Raw genomic sequence first — 20,719 nt, forward strand, 5'->3', positions numbered from 1 at the left:
TCGGCCGTCACTCAGGTCACTTGGAGATCCCGAAGACGGCACCCTGGGCATGGACGGTTCCGGTTATGACCTGAACTACCGTGTCACCAGGAGCAGTTGGGGCGCTCGGGGGGCGCGCGCCGACTGTGGTCGCGCCCCTCGTGTCCCCTGTGCTGCCCCCCGCGCCGGGTTGTTCGGTCCCCCCGAGGTCCAGGGCCGTCACGTCGTACCCCGGCACCCGGATCCACGCCCGCCCCGCGTACTCCTTCTCCGCGACGCGCACCTCGCGGAACTCCTGCGGCTGGATCGTCGTGTACGCCTCGCCGATCACGTCGTTGAAGACGGTCGCGGAAACCGCCAGCGCCAGCTGCGCGGCCGGCGCCGCGGCGAGCGCCGCCTTCAGCACGCGGCTGTCCAGCATCCGGCCGATCTCGACCGGGGCGCGGCCCTCGAAGCCGTTGGCCGCGGGCGAGGCGGTGCCGAAATGCACGGCGGCCCGCAGCCGCAGCCGGGCCTCGTCGCGCCGGTTGCGGTTGAAGGTGCGCAGACCGGCCTCCAGATGGCGCATGAACGGGTCCACGAGGTCCGGCTCCGACGCCCCCTTCGGCAGGACCGCGAACACCGAGTCCCCGCCGACCTGCGTCGCCCACTGCTCCCAGTCGAGCCCGGCCGCGCCGGCCGCCGCCTCGAGCCGCCGCCGGATCGCCTCCTGCCACTCGCGCTGCGTCACCACGTCGACGCCGCCGTATCCCTTCGCGTCGACCGCCAGCAGCAGTCTGCGACCGAACGTTCCCATGCCTGAACTCCCCGCTCACTGAAGTGGAGCCGCACCCGTGATCGGATCCGGGGGCGCACTCCGGCGGACACCGGCGTCCGCTCCCCTCGCGCGGACGCCGGTAGGCCAGTCCTACACGCGCCGTCCGCCGCGAACCCCGTCGAAATACGGGATGCGGAAAGGTGCGGAAACATACAGCGGTGGCCGCACGTTACGGGCGGGTTCGGGAAGTCGGTGCGGCCGGTGGCCGATCGACGTCCGCAATCCCGCAGAAATCCCAGGTTCCGTGACCGGTTCCGGGGCGTACTGGAGGCATGGAACAGCCCACCGGCCCCAGAAGGAGCAGCATGCCGTCGCCCACCGGTACCCGCCCCGACAGCCGTCCCGCGCAGTTCATGTTCACCGCCCTGCAGACCACCCACCAGCACGCCGACACCAAGGCCGGGATCCTCGCCGCCGCCCAGGCCGCCCTCGTCGGCACGGCCGGCTACTGGTCCCCTCCGGCCCTGCGCTCCGCGTCCGCGGGCGGCCCGGCGGGCATACTCGCCGCCGCCCTGCTCGCCCTGTTCCTCTGCGCGATGTTCGGCGGCGCGGGCTTCCTGGCCGCCACCCTGCGCCCCCGGGTGCTGCGCCCCACCGGCGCCAACCGCTACAGCTTCGTCCACCTCGCCTCGGGCCCCGACATCCTGCCCACCCCCGACGGCGGCGACGGCGACCCGGACCAGGAGCGCAAGGAGCTGTCCCAGACGATCCGGTTCCTGTCCCAGGTGGCGGTGCGCAAGTACCGGTGCGTGACGGCGGCGGTGGGGTGTACGGCGGTGATGGGGGTGAGCGCGGGGCTGCTGGTCGTGCTGCGGCCGGTGCTGAACTGACGTGACCGGCACGGCTGTTGGCATGCGAGGTCCGGTCAGTCCTCGGGGGTGAGGTCCCCGATCTCCCTGAGCCGCTCCAGGTCGCGGATGACGGTGGATCCGTACCCCGTCTCCAGCAGCCCGTCCCGGCGCAGCTCGCGCAGCCCCTTGTGGACGGTGGTCTCGGCGGCGCCGGTGAGCGCGGCCAGCTCGGGCTGGGTCAGCCGGCAGCCGAGCACCATGCCGCCCTGGCCGGGCCGGCCGTAGGAGGTGGCGAGTTCCACCAGGAGCCGGGCCAGCCGTACCTTCGCCGGGTAGCCCTTGAAGTCGAGACGCCTGCGGTTGGCCCAGCGCAGCCGTTGGGCGATGATCCCGGTCAGCGCCAGATGCACCTCCGGACGCCGGAGCAACAGGGCGTGCAGCGGCGCCGGTTGCACCAGCCGGGCGGTGAGCGGGCCGCACGCCGTCACGGTGGCCGAGCGCGGCGCGCCGTCGAACGCGGCCATCTCACCGACACTGTCCCCGCCGACCCGAACCGCGAGCAGGGACTCCTCGCCGTTCTCCACCCGTGCCGTCACCTTGGCGAAGCCGGACAGCAGCACCAGCACATGACGGTCCCGGGCGCCCTCGCTCAGCAGCACCTTCCCGGCCTCGAACCGCGCCGGCACGCCCAGTTCGAGCAACTCACCGCGCGCTTCCGGCGGCACCGCCCCCAGCAGACTGCGCGCGGGCCACTCCGCGGAGCTGTACGGCATGGCAGGCTCCCCCGGCCGGTCGGTCTCTCGACTTGAATCCTGCCCGGTGTCGATGCCGGCCGGTGGCGTACTCGCGGGTATTCCCGCCGGGGTCCGGGGCCGGGGTCCGGAATGGTGCCGACCGGGCCCGAGGCCGGGCAACGGAATTCCCCGGCGCGACTCCTGGCGCACCGAGCCCGAAGGGCGGGGACGGGGGTGTTCCACGGGGGTGTTCCCCACCCACAAGCGGTGGCCCGCCGGATGGGCGACGGCCCGTGCTCGCGGTGATCGTGTACGGACACGTCTCCCGCTCGCCGGGTGACCACGTGACGATCACACAGGGGGAACGGGAACAGTGAAGCGTCCTGAGAAGAACGTACTCGCGCGTCGTACGCTGCTCGCCGGCATGGCGACGGCAGTCGGCGCGGGAGCGGTGTGGGGTACCGCGGGGACGGCCGCCGCCGGCGGGCGGAGGGGACCGCTGGGGCAAGGGCCGGTGGACGCCGAGGTGGCGCGCCTGGAGGGCGGGTTGATCCGGCTCAGGCGGGACATCCACCGGCATCCCGAGCTGCCGGGGGAGGAGCGTCGTACCGCCGGTGTGGTCGCCCGGGAGCTGCGAGCGGCCGGGCTGGCCGTCACCACCGGAGTGGGCGGGCACGGCGTGGTCGGTGTCCTGCGCGGCGCGCGACCCGGCCGGACGGTCGCGTACCGGGCGGACATGGACGCGGTGCCGCCCGGCGACATCGTCGGGGGCGGCCGGGACGCGGCCCACCTCTGCGGGCACGACCTCCACACGACCGTGGCCCTCGGTGTCGCGAAGGTCCTGGCACGGCTGCGGCAGCATCTGAGCGGCACGGTGGTGTTCCTCTTCCAGCCCGCCGAGGAGAGCCTCTCCGGAGCCCGGGCCATGATCGAGGCGGGCGTGCTGGAACGCCACCGCGTCGAGGAGATCCACGCACTGCACTGCGGGCCCTTCCCCGTCGGCCGGTTCGCCGTGACCCCGGGCTACGGGATGCCGGGCCAGGACAAGGCGGAGGTGACTCTCCAGGGCCCGGACGCACCCGACGCCGCGCGGCGACTGGCCGCCGAGATCGGCGCGCTCGCCACGGTGACGCCCCCGCGGACACCGTCGGACATCGAACGGATGATCACCGACGCCCAGACCCCCGACGGCCCGCTGGCCCGCTTCGTGGCCCTCCGGGCCGTGGCACAGGAGACCAAAGTGACCGTCTCCTACCGCTGTTGGCCGCAGGAGCGGTACACGGAGGTACGCGAGAGCATCCGCCGACTGGCCGAGCAATACCCCGGCACCGAAGTCCGTTTCCCCACCGAGCCGTTCCCCGCCCTGCTCTGCCCGGAACCGGACGCCCGCGCCCTGGCCCACCACCTGCGCCGCCGACCGGGCCCCGACTCCGTCACCACACTCCACGCCGCGTTCCCGCCCTTCAGCGGCGAGGACTACGCCCTCTACCTGAACCGCGTCCCCGGCACCTACACCTTCCTCGGCGTCCGCACCCCGGGCACCCCCGTCACCGCCGGCTACCCACACTTCCCCGACTTCGCCCCGGACGAGCGGGCCATCGCCATCGGGGTACGGGCGATGGCGGGCTGGCTGGCGGAACGGGCCTGTTGACACGCCCGACCCTCAGGGCCGCGTCCCCGCGACCTGCACGCCGCCGCGAGCAGCTGTGCGAACATGCCCCCATCCTCGCTCCCGTATACGAATGACCTGTCCGGGTGTCCAGGCGTCACACAGCCCGGGACCCGTCGGGAAGCAACAGCACGGAGCCCTCGTGCAGCGTGACGCGTATCGCCGTGAGGTCGACGGCCTCCACCGTCGGCTTGCCGGTCCCCGGATTACGGGCGTACCGCGGATGCGCACCCCCACTGACCTGCCAGCGAATCCGGTGCCCGGCCGGGAAACGGTAGGCCGTGGAACTCATCGGCACGCTGACCTCCGAGGGCCCCTGCCCCACCGTCTCCACCTGGGCCAGCCCGTCACAGACGTTGGTGGAGCGGCCCTGCGCGTCCACGTCGCACAGGCGGCTGAAGACATCGGCGTACCCGGTGTCCGTGGAGACGCTCAGCCGCGCGGAGACGGGACCGAGGACGTCCACGGCCTCGGCCAGCGGCGCACTGGTGAACGTCAGGACGTCCTCCCGCTCCTCCAGAGCACCGTTGTCGCGGGCACCGGCCGTCCGGGACAGCAGGGGACCGCCGATGGACGGCGTCGGGTCGGCCGGGTCGTGGCGAAGGGACGCCAGGGGCGCGGACTCCGCACCGTCGGCGGGAGCCGTAGGAGCAGCTCGCCGTTCGAGGTGCCCGTCCGCGGCGGCCACCCATGAGTCGGTGACGGGGGAGGAGGCGGTGACGGGAGAGGACGGGGACGGCCAGTCGTCGAGGTCCCGCCATACGTCCTCGCCGCCGACATGCACACGCACCCGCGTGGGACGCAGCCCGGAAGGATCGCCGCACAGATGCGCCCGCAGCCACGCGAGGCTCTCGGCGAAGACCTCCGGCCAGCCCTGCTGCATGGCGGAGGTATGCGTCCAGGGACCGACCAGCAGCGCGGTGTCGCACCCGGCCTCACGCAGCCGCGCGTACTGCTCGAACGTCTGGTCGGCCAGGGCGTCGTGCCACCCGGAGACCAGACTCGTGGGGACGCTCAGCCCCTCGGCCGCCCGCGCCAGGGACGCGCCGTCCCAGTACGGGTCCCCGGCGTCCGGGTGCGTCATCACGTCGTCCAGCCACGGCACGTCCCCGAGGGCGGAGGCATACGCCCCGCGCAGCGGCCGCGCCGTGACGATGGCGCGCATACGGCGCTGCAGCCGCAGCGTCGCCTTGGCGACCGGCATGATCCCCTGGTGCTGGTACGTCATCCCCAGCCCCACGAGCAGGGCGTTCTCCAGCCGTAGGGCACCGTCCGCGTAGAACAGGGCGTACGGGTCGTGCAGACCGACCTGCACCACCATCGCCTTCAGCTCCGGCGGCGGGTCCAGGGCGAGCGCCCACTGCACGTACCCGAGATAGCTGGGGCCGATGGTCCCCAGGGTCCCGTCGAACCAGGGCTGTTCGCGCAGCCACGCCACCGTGGCCCGGCCGTCGGCGGCCTCGTGGTGCCACAGGTCGAACGCACCGCCCGAGCCGCCGGTGCCGCGGCAGCTCTGCAGGATCACATGGAAGCCCTGCTCGGCGAAGAGCATGCCGTACTGCGGGGACCAGGGCAGACCCCTGCCGTACGGGGAGCGCACCAGAAGGGTGGGGAAACCGCCCTCCGTGTCCGTACGGGGGAAGTAGTGGTCCGTGACCAACGGACTGCCGTCGGCGGCCGGCACCTCCAGCCCCGGCTCCCACCCGACGTCGTACCGCTTCTCGGGAAGCCCGCGCCAGATCGCCCGCATCATCCGAGAGGACAGCGGCGGCTTCCGGGCGGACGGCGTCCAGGCCGGTTTCGCCGCGGGATCGTGGGTGCGTGAAGCCATGGTCGGTCCCCTCCTCGATTTTCCGTACGTTGTACGAGAATAGAGGATGCTTGGATGACGACGACAGCGGCCCTCAGTGACAGGAGTACGAAGACCGTGACGCGTGAGGACGGGTCCGGCACCCCGGGACACGACCCGCACCAGCTGTGGCTGAACCACCGGCAGCCCCAATCCCAGGCCGGGGCCCGCAGGGGGCGCAGGCCTGCCTTCACCCGGGAGGCGATCACGACGGCCGCGGTGGCCCTGGCGGACGCGGAGGGCCTCGAAGCGGTCACCATGCGGCGCGTCGCCGCACAGGTCGGCGCCGGAGTCATGTCGCTCTACAGCTACGCCCCCGACAAGGACACCCTGCTGGAGCTCATGGTCGACCACGTCAGCGGCGAACTGACGCCCGCGGCCGCCCTCACCGGCGACTGGCGCACCGACCTGAAGACCGTCGCCCACCTCCAGCGCGCCAACATGCTGCGCCACCCCTGGCTGCCCACCGCCCTGTCCACCCGCCGCAGCCTCGGCCCCAACACCCTGGCCTTCCTGGAACACGCCCTCACCGCCCTGCGCCCCACGGGCCTGGACGGCGCCGCGAAACTGGAGGTCTTCGCCCAGCTCACGGCCTTCGTCGCCGGCCACGTCACCCACGAACTCACCCAGGCGGCAGCCGCCGGCTCCCCCGACCGCGCCGCGGCCGAGGCCCGCTACCTCGCGGCCGTAGCCGCGGACGGCGATCACCCGGAACTCGCCGAAGCCCTCTCGGCCCCCGCCCGCCCCGTGACCCCCGAAGCCACCTTCACCCGCTTCCTCAACCGCCTGATCGACGGCCTCGGCACGGACTGAACCCGAAGGGGGCAGGCCTCCGGGCAGGCCCGACACTCCGCCGCTGCCACCCTCCGGGCGCATGCCCCATCCCCCGCACGGCGGAGCCAAGTCGACCCCACGGACCGATCCTCGGCGGCCCCGGAACTGCGACTCTCATGACGAACCCGGCCGGCCACCTGCCCACCCCAACCGAGGACCGCGCATGCAGCCGCTCCCGCACGCCGAGAACCCCACAGTGCCCCGCCCCCGGCGACTCCGCACGGCATGGCAGGCGGCCCACCAGCCCACGGCCGGAGTCTCTCGCCCGATACAACTACTCGCCTACGCCGTACCGTTGGTGGTCCTGCCCTCCGGCATCTGGCGCCTGCCCGCCGTACTCGACGACGGAACGGGCCCTGGCGAGGGGGCATACATCGTCTTCCTGTCGATCCTCTCCGAAGCCCTCGCGTTCACGGCGATCGGCCTGATCGCCCGCTGGGGCGAGGTGTTCCCACGCTGGATACCGCTCCTCGGTGGCCGCCGGGTGCCGCTGGGGCCAACGGTCATCGCGTCGGCCACCGCCGCCACGCTCCTCACCCTCGGAACCACCCTGACCCTCGTCACCCAGATCCTGGGCACGACGATCCGCGGCGACGCCCTGCCCGCCAACTTCCCCAGCGAGGCGGGCGGCTGGGAGACGGCCTGGTTCTACGCCTGCTACGCGCCCCTGATCCTCTGGGGCCCGCTGCTGGCCGTACTGACCATCGCGTACGGGAAGCGCCGCCGAGCGGGCTCACCCCGATCAGCAGGCGCATGATGAAGCAGCACAACGATCGTCACGCCGACCGAGCCACCGAGTGACTGTCCAGGATGTCCGATCCCGCACATGGCACCAAAATGGGCGTTGTCAGGCTACGCATGCCGGATCGGAGACACGCATGACGGATCTCAAGTTTGAGCAGAAGCGCTCGCTGTCACGCCTGGAGGCGGCCGACCAGCTCACGGCACTCGCAGCCGCCCTGAGAGAAGGCGGCGACGCCGAACTGGAACTCGGCTCCGGAACGCTCAGCCTGCGCATCCCCGACGACCTCCGCAGCGAGGTGGAGGTCGAGATCGACAACGGGGAGATCGAGCTGGAAATCGAACTCACATGGCCGACCACCACCCCGAAGCGGAAGAAGCCGCCCACCAAGGCCGCTCGGACCACCACGGGCACGAGCACGACCAAGAACACGAGGCGGTCGGCTACGAAGAAGCCCTGAGCACGCCGGAAGACCCGGGCCTGACCACGACGCGCATTCGCCAAGGAATCCACTCCGGCCCTGTTGTGGGAGTCCGTGCTGTGAGGGGTACCGACAGGGACCCCCACTGATCGCTTCGTCTTCCTACGCTGGGATCCATGGACCATCGGGCCGAAGTCAGCGCATTCCTGAAGTCCCGCCGCGCCAAGATCACACCGGAACAGGCGGGCATGCCGGTGTACGGGCAGCGGCGGGTGCCCGGGCTGCGCCGGGGGGAGGTCGCGATGCTGGCCGGGATGAGTGTCGAGTACTACACGCGCCTGGAGCGCGGCAATCTCGGCGGTGTCTCCGACAGCGTCCTGGACGCCCTCGCTCAGGCCCTGCGGCTGGACGACACCGAGCGGGATCACCTCTACGCTCTGGCCCGGGCGGCCAACACCAGTCCTGCCCGGGTCCGGCGACGCCCGAAGAAGGCGACCGTGCGGCCCAGTGTGCTGCGCATCGTCGAAGGCCTGCACGACCAGCCGGCGTACGTGCGCAACAACCGCATGGACGTCCTGGCGGCCAATCCGCTCGCCCGCGCATTGCTCAGTGAGGTGTTCGAGCAGGAGCCGGCCAACACCTGCCGGTTCGTCTTCCTCGACCCCCGCGCCACCCGGCTCTACCCCGACTGGGAACGCGTGGCCCGCGACGGAGTCGGGGTGCTGCGGGTCGAGGTCGCCAAGAACCCCTACGACCGGGAGCTGTCGAACCTGATCGGTGAGCTGTCCACCCGCAGCGACGCCTTCCGCACCCTGTGGGGCGCACACGACGTGCACGTCTTCACCGAGGGAACCAAGCGGTTCCACCACCCGGCGGTAGGCGAGATGGAGCTGGTTCACGAAAGTCTGGACCTGCCCGGCGAACAGGGGCTGTCCGTCACCGTCTACAGCGCCGATCCCGGCACCCCGGGCGCGGACGCCCTGAAGCTCCTCGCCAGCTGGGCAGCGAGCCAGAACCGGGACGCGGCCGCCTCTCAGGCCGACACCGAGCGCTGACCCCAGCCGGCCCTCCCGGACTCCCCGCCCCGGCACCGCCCTCATGCCGTGCGGCCCGCCCCACCTCACGCCCGCCGCACCCGGCGTCACATCGGCTCCGGCCATCAACATCGCCCGCATCCCGTGCCGCGGCCGTTTACCCCGATTCGCCGTGTCCGCACTCACGCTCTCGGCATGAGGGGGTCCCTGCCGTTACCCCTCACAAGCGTGACTGTCTGCCGCGCCCGGCTGCTGGTTTCGTGGATTGCGGCGGGCCTGAAGTGCCCCGCCCGCAACCTTGAAAGGATCGTCAGTGAGTTCCCCCTCGTCCACGAAGCCGGACCCCTCGGCCGCCGCACCGCGCACGGGTGACGGCGGCACGGCAGTGCCTGTGCCTGCCGGGAAGGTCAAGCTGCCGCCGGTGGTGTGGTTGCTGGGCGCCGTGGCCTTCCTCATGGGCACCAGCGAGTTCGTCATCTCGGGCCTGCTGCCGCAGATTTCCGGCGCGCTCGATGTCAGCGTCTCCAGCGCCGGGACGCTGATCACCGCCTTCGCCGTCGGCATGATGATCGGCGCGCCCGTGATGTCCATGGCGACCCAGCGCCTGCCACGTCGCTCGGCCCTGATCGCCGCGCTTCTGGTCTTCGCCGCGGGTCACGTTGTCGGCGCGCTCAGCTCCGGCCTGGGGCTCGCCCTCGTCGGCCGGTTCGCCGCCGCGCTGGGCAACGGCACCTTCTGGGCCGTGGGCGCGGTGGTGGCGACCGCCGCCGCGGGACCGGCCGCCAGCACCCGCGCCATGGGTGTGATGGTCGGCGGCATCACCCTCGCCAACATCGTCGGCGTCCCGCTCGGTACGGCAGCCGGCCAGCTGGGCGGCTGGCAGGCCCCCTTCTGGATGCTCGCCGCTCTCGCCGTGACCGCCGCCGTCGTGGTGGCCCGCCAGCTGCCCGCCGACACGACACGTGCCGACACCTCCCTGCGCGCCGAGACGGCCGCGCTCAAGCATCCGCGCCTGTGGCTGGTCTACCTGGCCATCGCGCTCATCCAGGCCGGCATCATGGCCGCCTACAGTTACGTCGCCCCGCTGCTGACCGACCGGGCCCACCTCGCGACCGCCGTCGTGCCGCTGGCGATGCTCGGCTTCGGCGTCGGCGCCCTGGCCGGCACCACGGTCGGCGGACGCCTCGGTGACCGCCGTCCCTACGCCACGCTCATCCCGGCCACCGCCCTCACCTCCGCGCTTCTGGCCGCCATCACCCTGTGGGCGACCAACAGCGTCGTGGCCGTGGTCCTGGTCGTGCTGCTCGGCGGAGCCGGCTTCGCCAACAACCCCATCGTGGTCGGCGAGGTCGTTCGCATCGCCGGAGCCGACCGGTCCCTGCCCATGGCCCTGGCCACGTCCGCGTTCCAGGTCGGCATCGCCGCGGGCTCCTGGCTCGGCGGCATCGCCCTGACCTCCGGCTTGGGCCTGCGGGGCCCGTCGCTGGCCGGCTTCGCCTTCGCCCTCGCGGCCCTGCTGCCCCTCGGCCTGCTGGCCGCCTCGCGCCGCAAGGCGGGATCAGTGACGCAGAGCTGACCCGGGTCGGGGAACAGATTCGACTGTCCCCGCCCGGCCCCGATCCGGAAAACCCGCGCACACCCCTTGGAGACCCTCATGGAACACCGCCTGCTCGGCCGGACCGGCCTGTCCGTCAGCAAGATGTGCCTGGGCGCGATGATGTTCGGCCCGTGGGGCAACCCCGACCACGACGAGGCCACCCGGACCATCCACCGCGCCCTGGACGCCGGCATCAACTTCATCGACACCGCCGACGTCTACTCCCACGGCGAGTCCGAGGAGATCGTCGGACGGGCGATCAAGGGCCGCCGTGATGACATCGTCCTGGCCACCAAGTTCCACAACCCGATGGGAGACGACCCCAACCAGCGTGGCAACTCCCGACGCTGGATCATGCGGGCCGTCGAGGACTCGCTGCGCCGGCTGGGAACCGACTACATAGACCTCTACCAGGCGCACCGGCCCTCACCCGACACGGACATCGAAGAGACCCTGGGCGCCCTGACGGACCTGGTACGCCAGGGCAAGGTCCGCTACCTCGGCTCCTCCACCTTCCCCGGCAGCCAGATCGTCGAAGCCCAGTGGGCGGCCCGGGACCGGCGCCTGGAGCGATTCGTGTGCGAGCAGGCCCCGTACTCCATGCTGGTGCGAGGCATCGAGGCCGACGTCCTGCCGGCTGCGGCCCGCCACGGCATGGGTGTGATCACCTACAGCCCGCTCGCCGGCGGCTGGCTCTCGGGCCGCTGGCGCCAGGACGCCGACCTGCCCACCCCGTCCCCGGCCCGGCAGCGGCTGGTCGACCGCTTCGACATGTCTTTGCCGGTCAACCAGCGCAAGCTCGAGGCGGCCGAGGCCCTCGCCCAAGTGGCGGAGGACGCCGGCATGACGCTGATCGAGATGGCCATCGCGTTCGCGCTCAACCACCCCGCGGTCACCTCGGCCCTCATCGGCCCACGCACGCTGCAGCACCTCGAGACGCAGCTGCCCGCGGCCGACGTGACGCTCGACCCCGCGGTCCTGGACCGCATCGACGCCATCGTCACCCCCGGCACGGTCATCAACCCGGCCGACAGCAGCTTCGCCAACCCCGCCCTGGAACCGACGGCCCGCCGACGCTGACCAGGGGACTCGCACCGAACACCGAACCAGCAAGGAGCATCCATGCGGTACCGCACACTCGGCAGCTCGGACCTTCAGGTCTCGGAGATCTCCCTCGGCTCGTGGCTGACCTACGCCGGCGGCATCGAGGCCGACGCGACCCGCGCCTGCACCGAAGCGGCCTTCGAGGCCGGCATCAACTTCTTCGACACCGCCAACGTCTACGGGCGGGGAGCCGCCGAGACGGCCTGGGGTGAGATCCTCTCGGCGCACCCCCGCGACTCCTACATCCTGGCCACCAAGGTCTGGGGCCCGATGTCGGACGACCCGGCCGACAGGGGCCTGTCTCCCGCCCAGATCGCCAAGCAGATCGATGCCTCCCTCACGCGCCTGAAGACCGACTACGTCGACCTGTACCAGGCGCACCGCTTCGACCCGTCCGTGCCGATCGAGGACACCATCGAGGCGTTCCAGAAGGTCGTCGAGCAGGGCAAGGCCCGCTACCTCGGCTTCAGCGAGTGGACCCCCGAGCAGATCCAGGCCGCGATCGACATCGCCGGCCCCGACTTGTTCGTCTCCTCCCAGCCGCAGTACTCCATGCTCTGGCAGGCCCCCGAGGCCGAGGTCTTCGGCCTCTGCGCCGCGAACGGCATCTCCCACATCGTCTGGTCCCCCCTCGCCCAGGGCGTCCTGACCGGCAAGTACCAGCCCGGACAGCCCGTCCCCGAAGGGAGCCGGTTCGCCAGCGCCGAGATGGCGGTCTCCCAGGACCTCGTCTACAGCGACGCCACCTTGGAAGCCGTGCAGCGCTTGGTCCCCGTCGCCGAGGAGGCCGGGATGAGCATGCCCACCCTGGCGCTGGCCTGGGTCCTGCGCCGCAGCGAAGTCGCCTCCGCCATCACCGGCGCCTCCCGCCCCGAACAGGTCCACGCCAACGCCGCCGCCTCCGGCGTGAAGCTGTCGGACGACCTGCTGGCGGCAGTCGACCAGACCCTCGGCGACGTCCCGGTCACCGAACCCACCCTCGCCCCTTCCGCTCAGGCCGGCGTCAAGCACCGCTGACCAGGCGGCTGTTGCCCAGCCGGCGCCCCAGCAGGCGGTAGAGGCCGCGCTCGAAGCCGGCTACCGCCTGCTCGACACCGCCGCCGCGTGGCTCGGCGGAGTGCGGTTCGACACCTGATGCCGCGCCGCGCCTCACTCCCGTAGCACCCACCCGCAGTCCCTTCCCCGGCCACCAGGTGGCCGGGGAAGGGGGCGCCGTCCGGCCCGGGAACGTGCGGCACCGCTCCGTAGCCCTCCAGCCGCTTTCACAGGAAGCAACACCATGCGCCTTCGCTTCACTCACGCCGCAGCAATCCCCGCTCTCGCGGCTGTTCTCGTCTCGACCCCGGCGGCGTCCGCCGCCACCGGAGGAGACCGTACGCAGCCGGTCATCACCCAGGTGAAGACCGCGGCCGCGTTCGACTTCGCCTCCGGCGACGCACCCGAGAACATCACCGTCAACCCGGACGGCTCCCTGACCGCGTCCATGCTGGGCCTCCCCGCGAACAAGCCGCCGAAGCTCGTGCGCATCACCTCGTCCGGGCAGCGCACCACCCTCGTCGACGGGCACCAGGGCGACCAGATCACCGGCAACACCCGCGGCAGCGACGGCACCGTCTACTACAACGTGGACTCCGACGACGCCTCCCGGGCCGGTCCCTGGAAGCTGCCCCCGCACGGCCGCCCCCAGCGCCTGGCGGCCCTGCCCGCCGACGGTCTGCCCAACGGCCTGGCCATCGATCCGGCCGGCCGCACCCTCTACGCCGCCGACAGCCGCAATGGCAAGGTGTGGGCCGTGCCCGCATCCGGCGGCCCGGCGAGGCTCTGGCTGACCGGCCCGGCCCTCGCAGCCGACCCCGACGGCTCCCTGCCGCTGGGTGTGAACGGCGTCCGCTTCCACAAGGGCGCCGTATGGGTGAGCAACTACAGCCAGGGCACGCTGCTGAGGATCCCGGTCACCGCCCACGGAACCCCCGGCCCCATCCACACGGTCGCCGGCCATCTCCCCGACTTCGACGACTTCTCCTTCCTCGACAACCACTCCGACACCGTCTTCGCCGCGCAGAACGACCCGACTGACCGGGTCAGCGTCGTGCACCCGAACGGGACCCACGAGACCGCCCTGACCGTCGACGACGGACTCGCCTCACCCACCACCACCGCCGTACGCGGCAATCAGCTGTTCATCGCCAATGCCGGATTCAACGCACCCCACGACGCGAAACTGCAGCGCGGAACCATCAACCTCGACGCCCTCACCGCGCACCCCCGGCGCCACTGAGAGCGAAACTCGTCCACGGAGACGAGCTGCGCGGCAGGCTCCACAGTGCCGTTGGCTCGGGGAACCTGTGGGCACAGCTCCACGCGATCTACGTTCTCTGGCTCCTGGACCATTCAGAGGTGCCGAACACCCTCTCGCCACAGGGACGAGTCTCCGTAACGGGTGGCAACCGCGGCGGCCCGGTCGCGCAGGGAAGTGCGCAACCCCTGCGGGGCCAGCGCTTCCGCGTCCGTGCTGAGCTGCCACAGCGCCCACTCGGCATGCCGTGAATCCTGGAAGGTCACCTCCAGCCGCAGCCAGCCGTCCGCGTCGGGATCTTCCGCCCGGAGGGCCAGCGCGGTGTCCACCAGCTCCTCCCGCCGCGCCGGGTTCACCCGGACCAGCACGGTGATGTGGTCACCGCCGGAGAGAAACCGCGCGGAGCGCTCCCGCCAGATCCGGTCCAGATCGACCCGGTTCGGCCGCTGCGCCGTTTCGGGCAGCTGCTCGGCGGCCAGCACCCGCGACAGCCGGTAGGTACGGTCCGTGCCGGCCCTCGTGGCCAGCAGGTAACCCCGGTCGCGCACGGTGACCAGGCCGATCGGGTCCACCGTGCGCCACCGCGGCGTCTGGCCCGTGGCCGCGTAGTGGATGCGCAGCTTGTGCCCGGCGAGCACGGCGCGCCGGACCTCGGCCATCGCGGCGCCGGGCACCTCATCGGCGACCAGCCGACGCGACAGCAGATCGGTCTCCGGATCGACGAGAAACCGCTGGGCCGCGTCGCTCGCGGTGACCCGGTGGTTCTCGGGCAGCGCGTCGACCACCTTCCGCATGGCCGAAGCGAGCGCCGAGCCCAGGCCGAACGCCTGCTCGCCGCGCGCGGATCCGGCGGCCAGCAGGGCGAGGGCCTCGTCGTGGTTCAGCCCGGTCAGCTCGGTCCGGAACCCGGGCAACAACACGAATCCGCCGTGCCGGCCACGCTCGGCATAGACCGGGACGCCGGCCGCGGACAGCGCCTCGATGTCGCGCAGCACGGTGCGCGTGGACACCTCCAGCTCGCGGGCCAGCGTGTCCGCGGTCAGCCGACCACGCTGACGCAGCAGGAGCACCAGTGAGACCAACCGGTCGGCACGCATACAAGCACGCTAACTGAATACATGACCAAGGGTGTCATGATTTGTTGGCAGGCTCCTTCTCACGACATCAAGCCGGTGGCCACCGCACCGATGCACGTACGTACTCCCATGAATCGCATCGCATCGAATTGGAGCTGACGTGGCAATGGAACGTACGGCGGTCAACCCGGTGACATGGTCCGCAGAACTGGGCTTCAACCAGGGCGAGCTCGTCTCCGGGCACACCCGCACCCTGTACATCTCAGGACAGACCGCGATGAGCACCGAAGGCAACCCCGGCACGACGGCGACATGGCAGCGCAGTTGGCCCTGAGCCTCGACAACCTGAAGGCCGTACTCGACGAGGCCGGCATGTCCCTCACGAACCTCGTCCGCCTCAACCTCTACACGACCGACGTCGACCTCCTCCTCCAGCACTACGGCGTCCTGGCGGCCCAGTTGGGCGCCGCCGCGGCAGCCCCGACCACCACGATGCTCGGCGTGACCCGCCTGGCCATCCCCGGCCAACTGATCGAACTCGAGGGAACCGCCGTGGCGTGAGCCGGACACACCACGGGCTCCAGGGCTGGGAGCCGCCGCTCCCGGCAGAACCGTGACGGTGGAGGAGGCAACTCGGCACTCGGCCCTCCTTGAAGCAGGCATGGGGGGGGAACCCCACTTCGAGGGTGCATGAGTAACCGCGAACTCTGGGCAAGTCTGGCCATGCTGGCGGCTGTCGTGACCTTCGTGGTGTCGCTCTTCGCCGGGAGTCCCACGTGATTCACGCTGATCTTGCTCGTCGTGCTGGCTGTGAGTACGCCTGTCATACGGATCGAGCAGAAGAAGCGCGGCCACCGCTGACGAGGATGACACTGGGCTGATGCCGGGGCAGCGCAAGAGAAGACGTCAAAGACAGGACGAGGCACAACGGACTGCTGCTCGCTTCGCACCCGGCGCGGGCCACTGGGAGGTGCTCTTCGAAACCCAGGACGAGTCACAATGGCACGCTCATCTACGCGGTCTCCAAGCGTCGGACACGCAGATCGACTGGACAGCGGTACGGCTGGACAGAATCTGCGGGCGCCTCACCCAACCGACCACATTCCGGCTGAGCCTCTTCGTCCCGACAACCACGCGTGCTCGGAACCAGGGCCCCTCGACGTAGTGGCACGCCTATGACACGCCCTTGATGCCAACGAAGGGCCAGCCGGGGAGGAACCCCTCCTGAGCTGGCCCTTCTAGCTGTGCGCCCGGCAGGACTCGAACCTGCGACACCCGCTTTAGGAGTTTTCCTTGGGCGGGGCTGTGACCTGCAGAAACGTCTGCTGATAGCTGTCTGGCCTGGGCAAACTCTCCTCGGCAGTTCTCACGTCCTTGCGAGGCTTCGCGTCCTCTATGTGTGCCGAATCCGTTCTGGGGCGGCCGGACAGCGACCTTGTCGGGCGGGGTGAGGTGGCAGCGCGGTATGGGGCAGTGCAGCTTCCGAGGTACGTGGCGGCTTGCGCTATGCATTTGGAGGTATATACCGTTGATTGCATGACGGGGCGGTGGGAGATCGAGATCGAACCCGAGGTACGGGGTTGGCTGGAGCTGCTTCCGTTCCGCCTCTACCGGCGGGTCGAGGACAAGACGGACCGACTGCTGGACGAGCCGACGACCCTCGGCGAGCCGTACTCGCGGCACCTGGGTGGCAAGCTACGTGAGCTCCGCTTTGAGTTGGACGGCGAAGCCGTACGCATCCCGTACTGGCTTGCGCCAGGACAACGGATCGTGCTGCTGACGGTCTTCCGTAAGACGAGGATGCGTGAAGCGGCGGAAGTCGAGCGCGCGCATCAGGCCCAAAAGGTCTGCGAGGCCGAGCATGGCCATGCCCAGCACACGTACGAGCGGCGCAAGGAGAGCTGATGAATCACAGCACGTGGAGGACGCGCCGGGCCCGGCAGCTTGCGGGTGAGGCGGTGGAGTACGACCAGGAGTACGTCGACGCGAGGCTGGCCGGCGATCTCGGGCAGGCGGTCCACAACCGTCGGACCGAGCTCGGTCTGTCCCAGGCGGAACTGGCAGAGCGGGCTGGGATGACGCAGCCTCAGGTGTCCCGGATGGAGGGCGGCGACACCGTGCCTACTCTGCCGTTGCTGTGGCGCTTGGCTAAGGCCCTGGAGGGCACGCTGAACCTGATCATCGACGAAGACGAATCGCATGTCACCTTCACCCCGCACGCTGCCTGAGCCGCTGCCAGGCGGGCCGTCGGCCATGAGATCCCGAAGGGCACCTACGAGAGTCCGATAGGTGCCCTTCTGACTGTGCCCCCGGCAGGATTCGAACCTGCGACACCCGCTTTAGGAGTTCGATCCAATCCCGCTCTAGCTGTGGCCGTCGACTGGTCCGACGGCCGGACAGAGACGCTGGTGTACGCCACCGTCCGGCGTCGTTGATGTCAGCCGTGGATGTCAGAAGCCTTCTGATCCGTAGCTCTATGTGAGTGGGCCAGCAACGGCCGTAGCGGTCACGCAGGGGCCCGGGACGTGCGCCGTCGGCCGTGAGGGAACGCTGGGGTTGCTGTACTTCGCTGTTGTTGTACAGCGAGGGCCCGGGCTCAGCTCGGCGCTGGGAGGTGGGCGCGGAGGCCAATCAGTTTTCATCCCCTGGCGCAGAACCACCAGAACCGAGATTCAAGTCGCCATTTTGGATCAAGCGGTACAAATGCTTCGTCGACATGCGCCGCTGAAATTGCGCATGCGTGAAGACGTCATGGCGGGAGACCTGAAGGGCTGAGCCAGGGTCGAGCAACCACCTCGCAAGGTCGCGGTCGTCACGCCGGACGGCGTCCTCAACCTGTTGCTGCAACCGCCTCATCAGGTCGCCAAAGGACCCATAGAAGAAGTCATCGTTATTTGTAGGCGGGATCTTTGCCATGGCCTGGTAGGCGGATTCCCGCAGCTCATCTGCTCGGGCAGTGAACTCTGGCTCGTCAACGCGCTGGCCGTCAGCTAGCCGTACACACGTGCGCAGGAGGTACTCGATCCACGCCTGCCCCGTCGCCCGAATCTCGCCAACCAATTGGGCGTCCCGCGCCTTACGAGCCTTGCTGGCCTCAGTCGCGTTCTTCCTCACCTTCCACACCTGAACGGCCGAGGCCGCTCCCCCCACGGCGAGACCAGCCGCTCCACTGACGATCGCAGTCACGAGTTCACTCACGAGGGGAGTCTGGCACGTGACGACTGATGGCTGTAGGCAGCAGAAAGGGCCCGGGCTTTGAACCTGGGCGTTCGTAGTGGAGCGGGAGACGCACATTGGACTCGAGCTCTCAGCTTGGGAAGCTTGGGTTTCTTGGCGAAGCTTGCTGCACTGACCTGGGGCGGGTGGCGTTGGAGCCTTGGATCCTCCCGGGGCAGTCCCCACTGTTCCCCGTGGTTGCCCGTACGATCTGGCACGCGAATGGCATGGCGTCTTCCCCTTGAACGTTCATGGGTGGAGTTGGGACCCGGAGTGTCTGAGCCTCAGCCGACGACAGTCAGCCGCGATGGCGGGTGCGCCGACCGACCACGCACGCGTGTGCCTCGCTGCACCCCCAACGGCCTCAGCCACGCTGCCATGTCGTCGGGCAGAGCAAGCCCCGCCGGCCGGGCCGAAGGACGCCTCCCGGCCCACTTCCTCACCCGCGCCCATTACCACAAACAGCAGGTGATGCGTTAGAAAACGTACAAGCTTCCCCGGAAAAAGTGCGAGCGCTGGCTGTGGCGGATACTTGCACGATAAGAAGTGTTACAACACTGAATGGTTGCTCAGGAAGGTTTTCTCGTGGACACTCAAGGCAAGATCAATGAGTTGCGTCTACAGAAGCTTAAGTTGCTGGATGATCACTATAAGGAAGTGCAGAGCCTTCGAGTCGCACTCGATCTTAAAGTGCGAGAAGTGAACCGCAAGATCGCCGAGTTGGGGAATAGCGATGTGAACCTTCCTTGCCTTGTTCGGATGACACCGGGCCCGGATCTGACGGTGTATCACTCGCTTGACAAGCCGTGTGGACGAGTTCGAGAACGGCGAAATTTTGCTGAGATGCCGGAGAACAGAGCCAAGGATGCTTCACCGTATGTTTGGCTGGAGCGGTGTACGGCTTGCGATTGGCGTCGAGCTGCACGGCTTCATGGTGATCGTCTTGTAGGTAGCTGAACTTCTAGTCCGCAAAGCGGACAGATCTCAGTCGCTCGCTGGCATTAGACGACTAACTATTGCGAGTTCGGCACGGTCTCGGCATGGGAGGCCGTGCCTTCATTCGTGGCGTGCTTCAAAGAGGTGTCAATAAGTGAACAGATCCGGTAGGTAATTTATGAACACAGGCGAAGCGAGAGAGGTCTTCAAGAGCTACGCCGCAGCGCTAGCTTATGTTGAGGTCGAGTCCCCGACTGGCGACCTGAGCATAGGAACGGCTTTCCATGTCGGCGAGGGAGTTTTCGTTACCGCTCGACATGTTGTAGAAGGTAAAAAGGTAGTCGAAGTTGGCTCAACAGAGTCAGTTCATATTCCGCTCACCGGAGCAGAGGCGGTGAACGCTACCACCTTTCTCTACGTAAACGATGAGAGAATGGCTGTGCATTGGGTGCGTAATGGAGTGATGCGCATTGAATCCGGACCCTATCTGCACAGTGACGAACGAGTCGATGTGGCAGTATTCAAAGTTCATGCAATCGACCCGCGTACGCCGGTGATCCCGCTAGGGAGTCACCTGGATGATTGGCTCGGGGGGAGTGACTTCGTCCTCACAGAGGCGGTAATTTTGGGGTACCCGCCGATTCCCATGACGACGACACCTGCACTAGTTGGCGCCCGTGCTGAAATCAGTGCACAGGTAGACCTTTACGAAACTCCTTACGTTCACTTCGTTCTGTCTGCAACAGCGCGAGGTGGGTTCAGTGGAGGTGTTGCTTTTTCGGAGTACGGATTTGCCCTTGGCATGGTGACGCGATCCTTGCTTGCGGGAGAAGGTTCCGTAGAGTCGGGATACATGGCGGTTCTTGCAGTGGAACCGATCTATGAATGTCTGGCTTGGCATCGAATGTTGCCAGATTGTCAGGCAGAGATGTGGGACGGTCTCTGGAATACCAGCGAATTCAGCTTTTCCAGCGATGAGCCTGTCTCTGGTGAACCTTCACGTGTGACCGCACAAATCGCCATCTTCGATGACGGGAAAACTTGCGGCATGACGATCACATGCGGCGATGGTTGTAGTGATAGAGACAACATTTTTCCTGAAATGCTAAGGGTGGCGCGAAGCCGCCTTTCGAATATCTATTTCTCCTTCTCGCTAATGCGGCTTGGGTATTGCAAGATTGACTTCAAGGGGAATTACTCAGAGGTCGCCCCCAGGGTGTATGCTGCAGCGCAGTCTGTAGGTGCACTGCTTGTTAGGCGCGGGTATTTTCCGCTCGGATTCGCAGATGAAAGCGACATCCGCCCCGAGTCGGGGTTGGACTTCGCTTAGTGCGGATTCCCGGCAGACTCTGTGCTGGTTCCAGAATTCCCTCGGTCGGGCAGGTATGCCGGACCATGGTTTTTGGGAGCCGCTAAGGTGCCTCTTCATGCATTTTACTCTTCGCCTTAGTGGTATCTGGGCTTCTGGCTGGCTGCGGCGCTGGCCGGATCGCGGGCCGGAGCGGGACGGAGGCAGGAGCGGCGGCGCGCGGGCCGACCGGCGCCGCGCGCCGCGCGCCCGCGGCGCCGTGTAAACCCCGAGAGAAAAGTGTTAATAACTCGGGCGGCCCGGGGGCGTCCCGGC

20 protein-coding genes and 1 pseudogene are annotated in these 20,719 nt (G+C 69.0%); 15 read left to right on the plus strand and 6 right to left on the minus strand.

The window, feature by feature from the left end; all coding sequences use genetic code 11:
* Window positions 1–16 precede the first annotated feature (16 nt).
* The gene (locus tag ACFT4A_RS13265) at window positions 17–775 is read right to left on the minus strand and encodes a hypothetical protein (RefSeq protein WP_382828997.1); all 759 of its coding nucleotides are present in this window, start codon (window positions 773–775) and stop codon (window positions 17–19) included.
* 326 nt (window positions 776–1,101) lie between these two features.
* Here ACFT4A_RS13265 and ACFT4A_RS13270 point away from each other — a divergent pair, with 326 nt between their 5' ends.
* Window positions 1,102–1,626 carry a Pycsar system effector family protein gene (locus ACFT4A_RS13270; protein WP_382829000.1) on the plus strand — a complete coding sequence of 175 codons (525 nt, stop codon included), beginning with the start codon at window positions 1,102–1,104 and terminating at the stop codon, window positions 1,624–1,626.
* 35 nt (window positions 1,627–1,661) lie between these two features.
* Here ACFT4A_RS13270 and ACFT4A_RS13275 read toward each other — a convergent pair whose 3' ends face one another.
* A complete protein-coding gene (locus tag ACFT4A_RS13275) occupies window positions 1,662–2,360 on the minus strand; it encodes a Crp/Fnr family transcriptional regulator (protein WP_382829002.1) in 699 nt (232 codons plus the stop codon).
* Window positions 2,361–2,745: 385 nt separating this feature from the next.
* Between ACFT4A_RS13275 and ACFT4A_RS13280 the strand changes: the two genes are divergently transcribed.
* On the plus strand, window positions 2,746–3,972 hold the full coding sequence (locus ACFT4A_RS13280) for a M20 family metallopeptidase (protein WP_382829004.1): 1,227 nt from the start codon (window positions 2,746–2,748) through the stop codon (window positions 3,970–3,972).
* 115 nt (window positions 3,973–4,087) lie between these two features.
* Here the strand turns inward: ACFT4A_RS13280 and ACFT4A_RS13285 are convergent, their stop codons facing one another.
* Window positions 4,088–5,821, minus strand: coding sequence for a CocE/NonD family hydrolase (locus ACFT4A_RS13285; protein WP_382829006.1), 1,734 nt, complete (start codon window positions 5,819–5,821; stop codon window positions 4,088–4,090).
* Between the two features lie 54 nt (window positions 5,822–5,875).
* On the opposite strand from ACFT4A_RS13285, the gene ACFT4A_RS13290 reads away from it, so the two are divergent.
* The 7 genes from ACFT4A_RS13290 (at window position 5,876) to ACFT4A_RS13320 (ending at window position 12,588) form a co-directional block, all read left to right on the plus strand.
* Window positions 5,876–6,652, plus strand: a complete 777-nt coding sequence (locus tag ACFT4A_RS13290; protein ID WP_382829009.1) for a TetR/AcrR family transcriptional regulator — start codon at window positions 5,876–5,878, stop codon at window positions 6,650–6,652.
* Between the two features lie 184 nt (window positions 6,653–6,836).
* Complete coding sequence (locus ACFT4A_RS13295) at window positions 6,837–7,430, plus strand: hypothetical protein (RefSeq protein ID WP_382829011.1); 594 nt, start codon at window positions 6,837–6,839, stop codon at window positions 7,428–7,430.
* A 121-nt stretch (window positions 7,431–7,551) separates the two neighbouring features.
* On the plus strand, window positions 7,552–7,875 hold the full coding sequence (locus tag ACFT4A_RS13300; protein ID WP_382829013.1) for an amphi-Trp domain-containing protein: 324 nt from the start codon (window positions 7,552–7,554) through the stop codon (window positions 7,873–7,875).
* A 137-nt stretch (window positions 7,876–8,012) separates the two neighbouring features.
* On the plus strand, window positions 8,013–8,891 hold the full coding sequence (locus tag ACFT4A_RS13305) for a helix-turn-helix transcriptional regulator (protein ID WP_382829015.1): 879 nt from the start codon (window positions 8,013–8,015) through the stop codon (window positions 8,889–8,891).
* A 292-nt stretch (window positions 8,892–9,183) separates the two neighbouring features.
* Entirely contained in the window at window positions 9,184–10,446 is a 1,263-nt protein-coding gene (locus ACFT4A_RS13310; protein ID WP_382829017.1) for an MFS transporter, read from the plus strand.
* Between the two features lie 78 nt (window positions 10,447–10,524).
* A complete protein-coding gene (locus tag ACFT4A_RS13315; RefSeq protein ID WP_382829020.1) occupies window positions 10,525–11,547 on the plus strand; it encodes an aldo/keto reductase in 1,023 nt (340 codons plus the stop codon).
* A gap of 42 nt (window positions 11,548–11,589) precedes the next feature.
* Window positions 11,590–12,588: an aldo/keto reductase family protein gene (locus ACFT4A_RS13320; RefSeq protein WP_382829023.1), complete on the plus strand. Its 999-nt coding sequence runs from the start codon at window positions 11,590–11,592 to the stop codon at window positions 12,586–12,588.
* Here the strand turns inward: ACFT4A_RS13320 and ACFT4A_RS13325 are convergent.
* Window positions 12,575–12,739: a hypothetical protein gene (locus ACFT4A_RS13325; protein ID WP_382829026.1), complete on the minus strand. Its 165-nt coding sequence runs from the start codon at window positions 12,737–12,739 to the stop codon at window positions 12,575–12,577. The two genes, ACFT4A_RS13320 and ACFT4A_RS13325, sit on opposite strands and share 14 nt — an antisense overlap.
* Window positions 12,740–12,850: 111 nt before the next feature.
* On the opposite strand from ACFT4A_RS13325, the gene ACFT4A_RS13330 reads away from it, so the two are divergent.
* Window positions 12,851–13,849: an SMP-30/gluconolactonase/LRE family protein gene (locus ACFT4A_RS13330; RefSeq protein WP_382829028.1), complete on the plus strand. Its 999-nt coding sequence runs from the start codon at window positions 12,851–12,853 to the stop codon at window positions 13,847–13,849.
* A gap of 113 nt (window positions 13,850–13,962) precedes the next feature.
* On the opposite strand, the gene ACFT4A_RS13335 is transcribed toward ACFT4A_RS13330, so the two are convergent.
* Window positions 13,963–14,964 (minus strand): helix-turn-helix transcriptional regulator, encoded by a 1,002-nt coding sequence (locus ACFT4A_RS13335; RefSeq protein WP_382829031.1) that lies wholly within the window; start codon window positions 14,962–14,964, stop codon window positions 13,963–13,965.
* A gap of 145 nt (window positions 14,965–15,109) precedes the next feature.
* Here ACFT4A_RS13335 and ACFT4A_RS13340 point away from each other — a divergent pair.
* The 3 genes and pseudogenes from ACFT4A_RS13340 to ACFT4A_RS13350 all read left to right on the plus strand — a co-directional run bounded on the left by ACFT4A_RS13340 (window position 15,110) and on the right by ACFT4A_RS13350 (window position 17,171).
* Window positions 15,110–15,504, plus strand: a pseudogene (locus ACFT4A_RS13340) (RidA family protein).
* 975 nt (window positions 15,505–16,479) lie between these two features.
* Window positions 16,480–16,848 (plus strand): type II toxin-antitoxin system RelE/ParE family toxin, encoded by a 369-nt coding sequence (locus ACFT4A_RS13345; RefSeq protein WP_382829034.1) that lies wholly within the window; start codon window positions 16,480–16,482, stop codon window positions 16,846–16,848.
* Window positions 16,848–17,171, plus strand: coding sequence for a helix-turn-helix domain-containing protein (locus tag ACFT4A_RS13350; RefSeq protein WP_382829036.1), 324 nt, complete (start codon window positions 16,848–16,850; stop codon window positions 17,169–17,171). The genes ACFT4A_RS13345 and ACFT4A_RS13350 overlap by 1 nt, the downstream gene beginning before the upstream one ends.
* 403 nt (window positions 17,172–17,574) lie before the next feature.
* Here ACFT4A_RS13350 and ACFT4A_RS13355 read toward each other — a convergent pair whose 3' ends face one another.
* The gene (locus ACFT4A_RS13355) at window positions 17,575–18,141 is read right to left on the minus strand and encodes a hypothetical protein (protein WP_382829039.1); all 567 of its coding nucleotides are present in this window, start codon (window positions 18,139–18,141) and stop codon (window positions 17,575–17,577) included.
* Window positions 18,142–18,744: 603 nt separating this feature from the next.
* Between ACFT4A_RS13355 and ACFT4A_RS13360 the strand changes: the two genes are divergently transcribed.
* Complete coding sequence (locus tag ACFT4A_RS13360; RefSeq protein WP_382829042.1) at window positions 18,745–19,116, plus strand: hypothetical protein; 372 nt, start codon at window positions 18,745–18,747, stop codon at window positions 19,114–19,116.
* 157 nt (window positions 19,117–19,273) lie between these two features.
* Window positions 19,274–20,425 carry a trypsin-like peptidase domain-containing protein gene (locus ACFT4A_RS13365; protein ID WP_382829044.1) on the plus strand — a complete coding sequence of 384 codons (1,152 nt, stop codon included), beginning with the start codon at window positions 19,274–19,276 and terminating at the stop codon, window positions 20,423–20,425.
* Window positions 20,426–20,719 lie beyond the last annotated feature (294 nt).

This window comes from Streptomyces sp. NPDC057099 (assembly GCF_042671245.1).
GTDB lineage: Bacteria > Actinomycetota > Actinomycetes > Streptomycetales > Streptomycetaceae > Streptomyces > Streptomyces purpurascens.

What these genes read in the sequence shown, in the direction of transcription:
- ACFT4A_RS13290 (WP_382829009.1), top strand. Translation starts at nt 5,876, where the DNA reads ATGACGACGACAGCGGCCCTCAGTGACAGGAGTACGAAGACCGTGACG.
- ACFT4A_RS13300 (WP_382829013.1), top strand. Translation starts at nt 7,552, where the DNA reads ATGACGGATCTCAAGTTTGAGCAGAAGCGCTCGCTGTCACGCCTGGAG.
- ACFT4A_RS13280 (WP_382829004.1), top strand. Translation starts at nt 2,746, where the DNA reads ATGGCGACGGCAGTCGGCGCGGGAGCGGTGTGGGGTACCGCGGGGACG.
- ACFT4A_RS13335 (WP_382829031.1), bottom strand. Translation starts at nt 14,964, where the DNA reads ATGCGTGCCGACCGGTTGGTCTCACTGGTGCTCCTGCTGCGTCAGCGT.
- ACFT4A_RS13320 (WP_382829023.1), top strand. Translation starts at nt 11,590, where the DNA reads ATGCGGTACCGCACACTCGGCAGCTCGGACCTTCAGGTCTCGGAGATC.
- ACFT4A_RS13270 (WP_382829000.1), top strand. Translation starts at nt 1,102, where the DNA reads ATGCCGTCGCCCACCGGTACCCGCCCCGACAGCCGTCCCGCGCAGTTC.
- ACFT4A_RS13285 (WP_382829006.1), bottom strand. Translation starts at nt 5,821, where the DNA reads ATGGCTTCACGCACCCACGATCCCGCGGCGAAACCGGCCTGGACGCCG.
- ACFT4A_RS13305 (WP_382829015.1), top strand. Translation starts at nt 8,013, where the DNA reads ATGGACCATCGGGCCGAAGTCAGCGCATTCCTGAAGTCCCGCCGCGCC.
- ACFT4A_RS13295 (WP_382829011.1), top strand. Translation starts at nt 6,837, where the DNA reads ATGCAGCCGCTCCCGCACGCCGAGAACCCCACAGTGCCCCGCCCCCGG.
- ACFT4A_RS13275 (WP_382829002.1), bottom strand. Translation starts at nt 2,360, where the DNA reads ATGCCGTACAGCTCCGCGGAGTGGCCCGCGCGCAGTCTGCTGGGGGCG.
- ACFT4A_RS13315 (WP_382829020.1), top strand. Translation starts at nt 10,525, where the DNA reads ATGGAACACCGCCTGCTCGGCCGGACCGGCCTGTCCGTCAGCAAGATG.
- ACFT4A_RS13330 (WP_382829028.1), top strand. Translation starts at nt 12,851, where the DNA reads ATGCGCCTTCGCTTCACTCACGCCGCAGCAATCCCCGCTCTCGCGGCT.
- ACFT4A_RS13350 (WP_382829036.1), top strand. Translation starts at nt 16,848, where the DNA reads ATGAATCACAGCACGTGGAGGACGCGCCGGGCCCGGCAGCTTGCGGGT.
- ACFT4A_RS13345 (WP_382829034.1), top strand. Translation starts at nt 16,480, where the DNA reads ATGACGGGGCGGTGGGAGATCGAGATCGAACCCGAGGTACGGGGTTGG.
- ACFT4A_RS13265 (WP_382828997.1), bottom strand. Translation starts at nt 775, where the DNA reads ATGGGAACGTTCGGTCGCAGACTGCTGCTGGCGGTCGACGCGAAGGGA.
- ACFT4A_RS13365 (WP_382829044.1), top strand. Translation starts at nt 19,274, where the DNA reads ATGAACACAGGCGAAGCGAGAGAGGTCTTCAAGAGCTACGCCGCAGCG.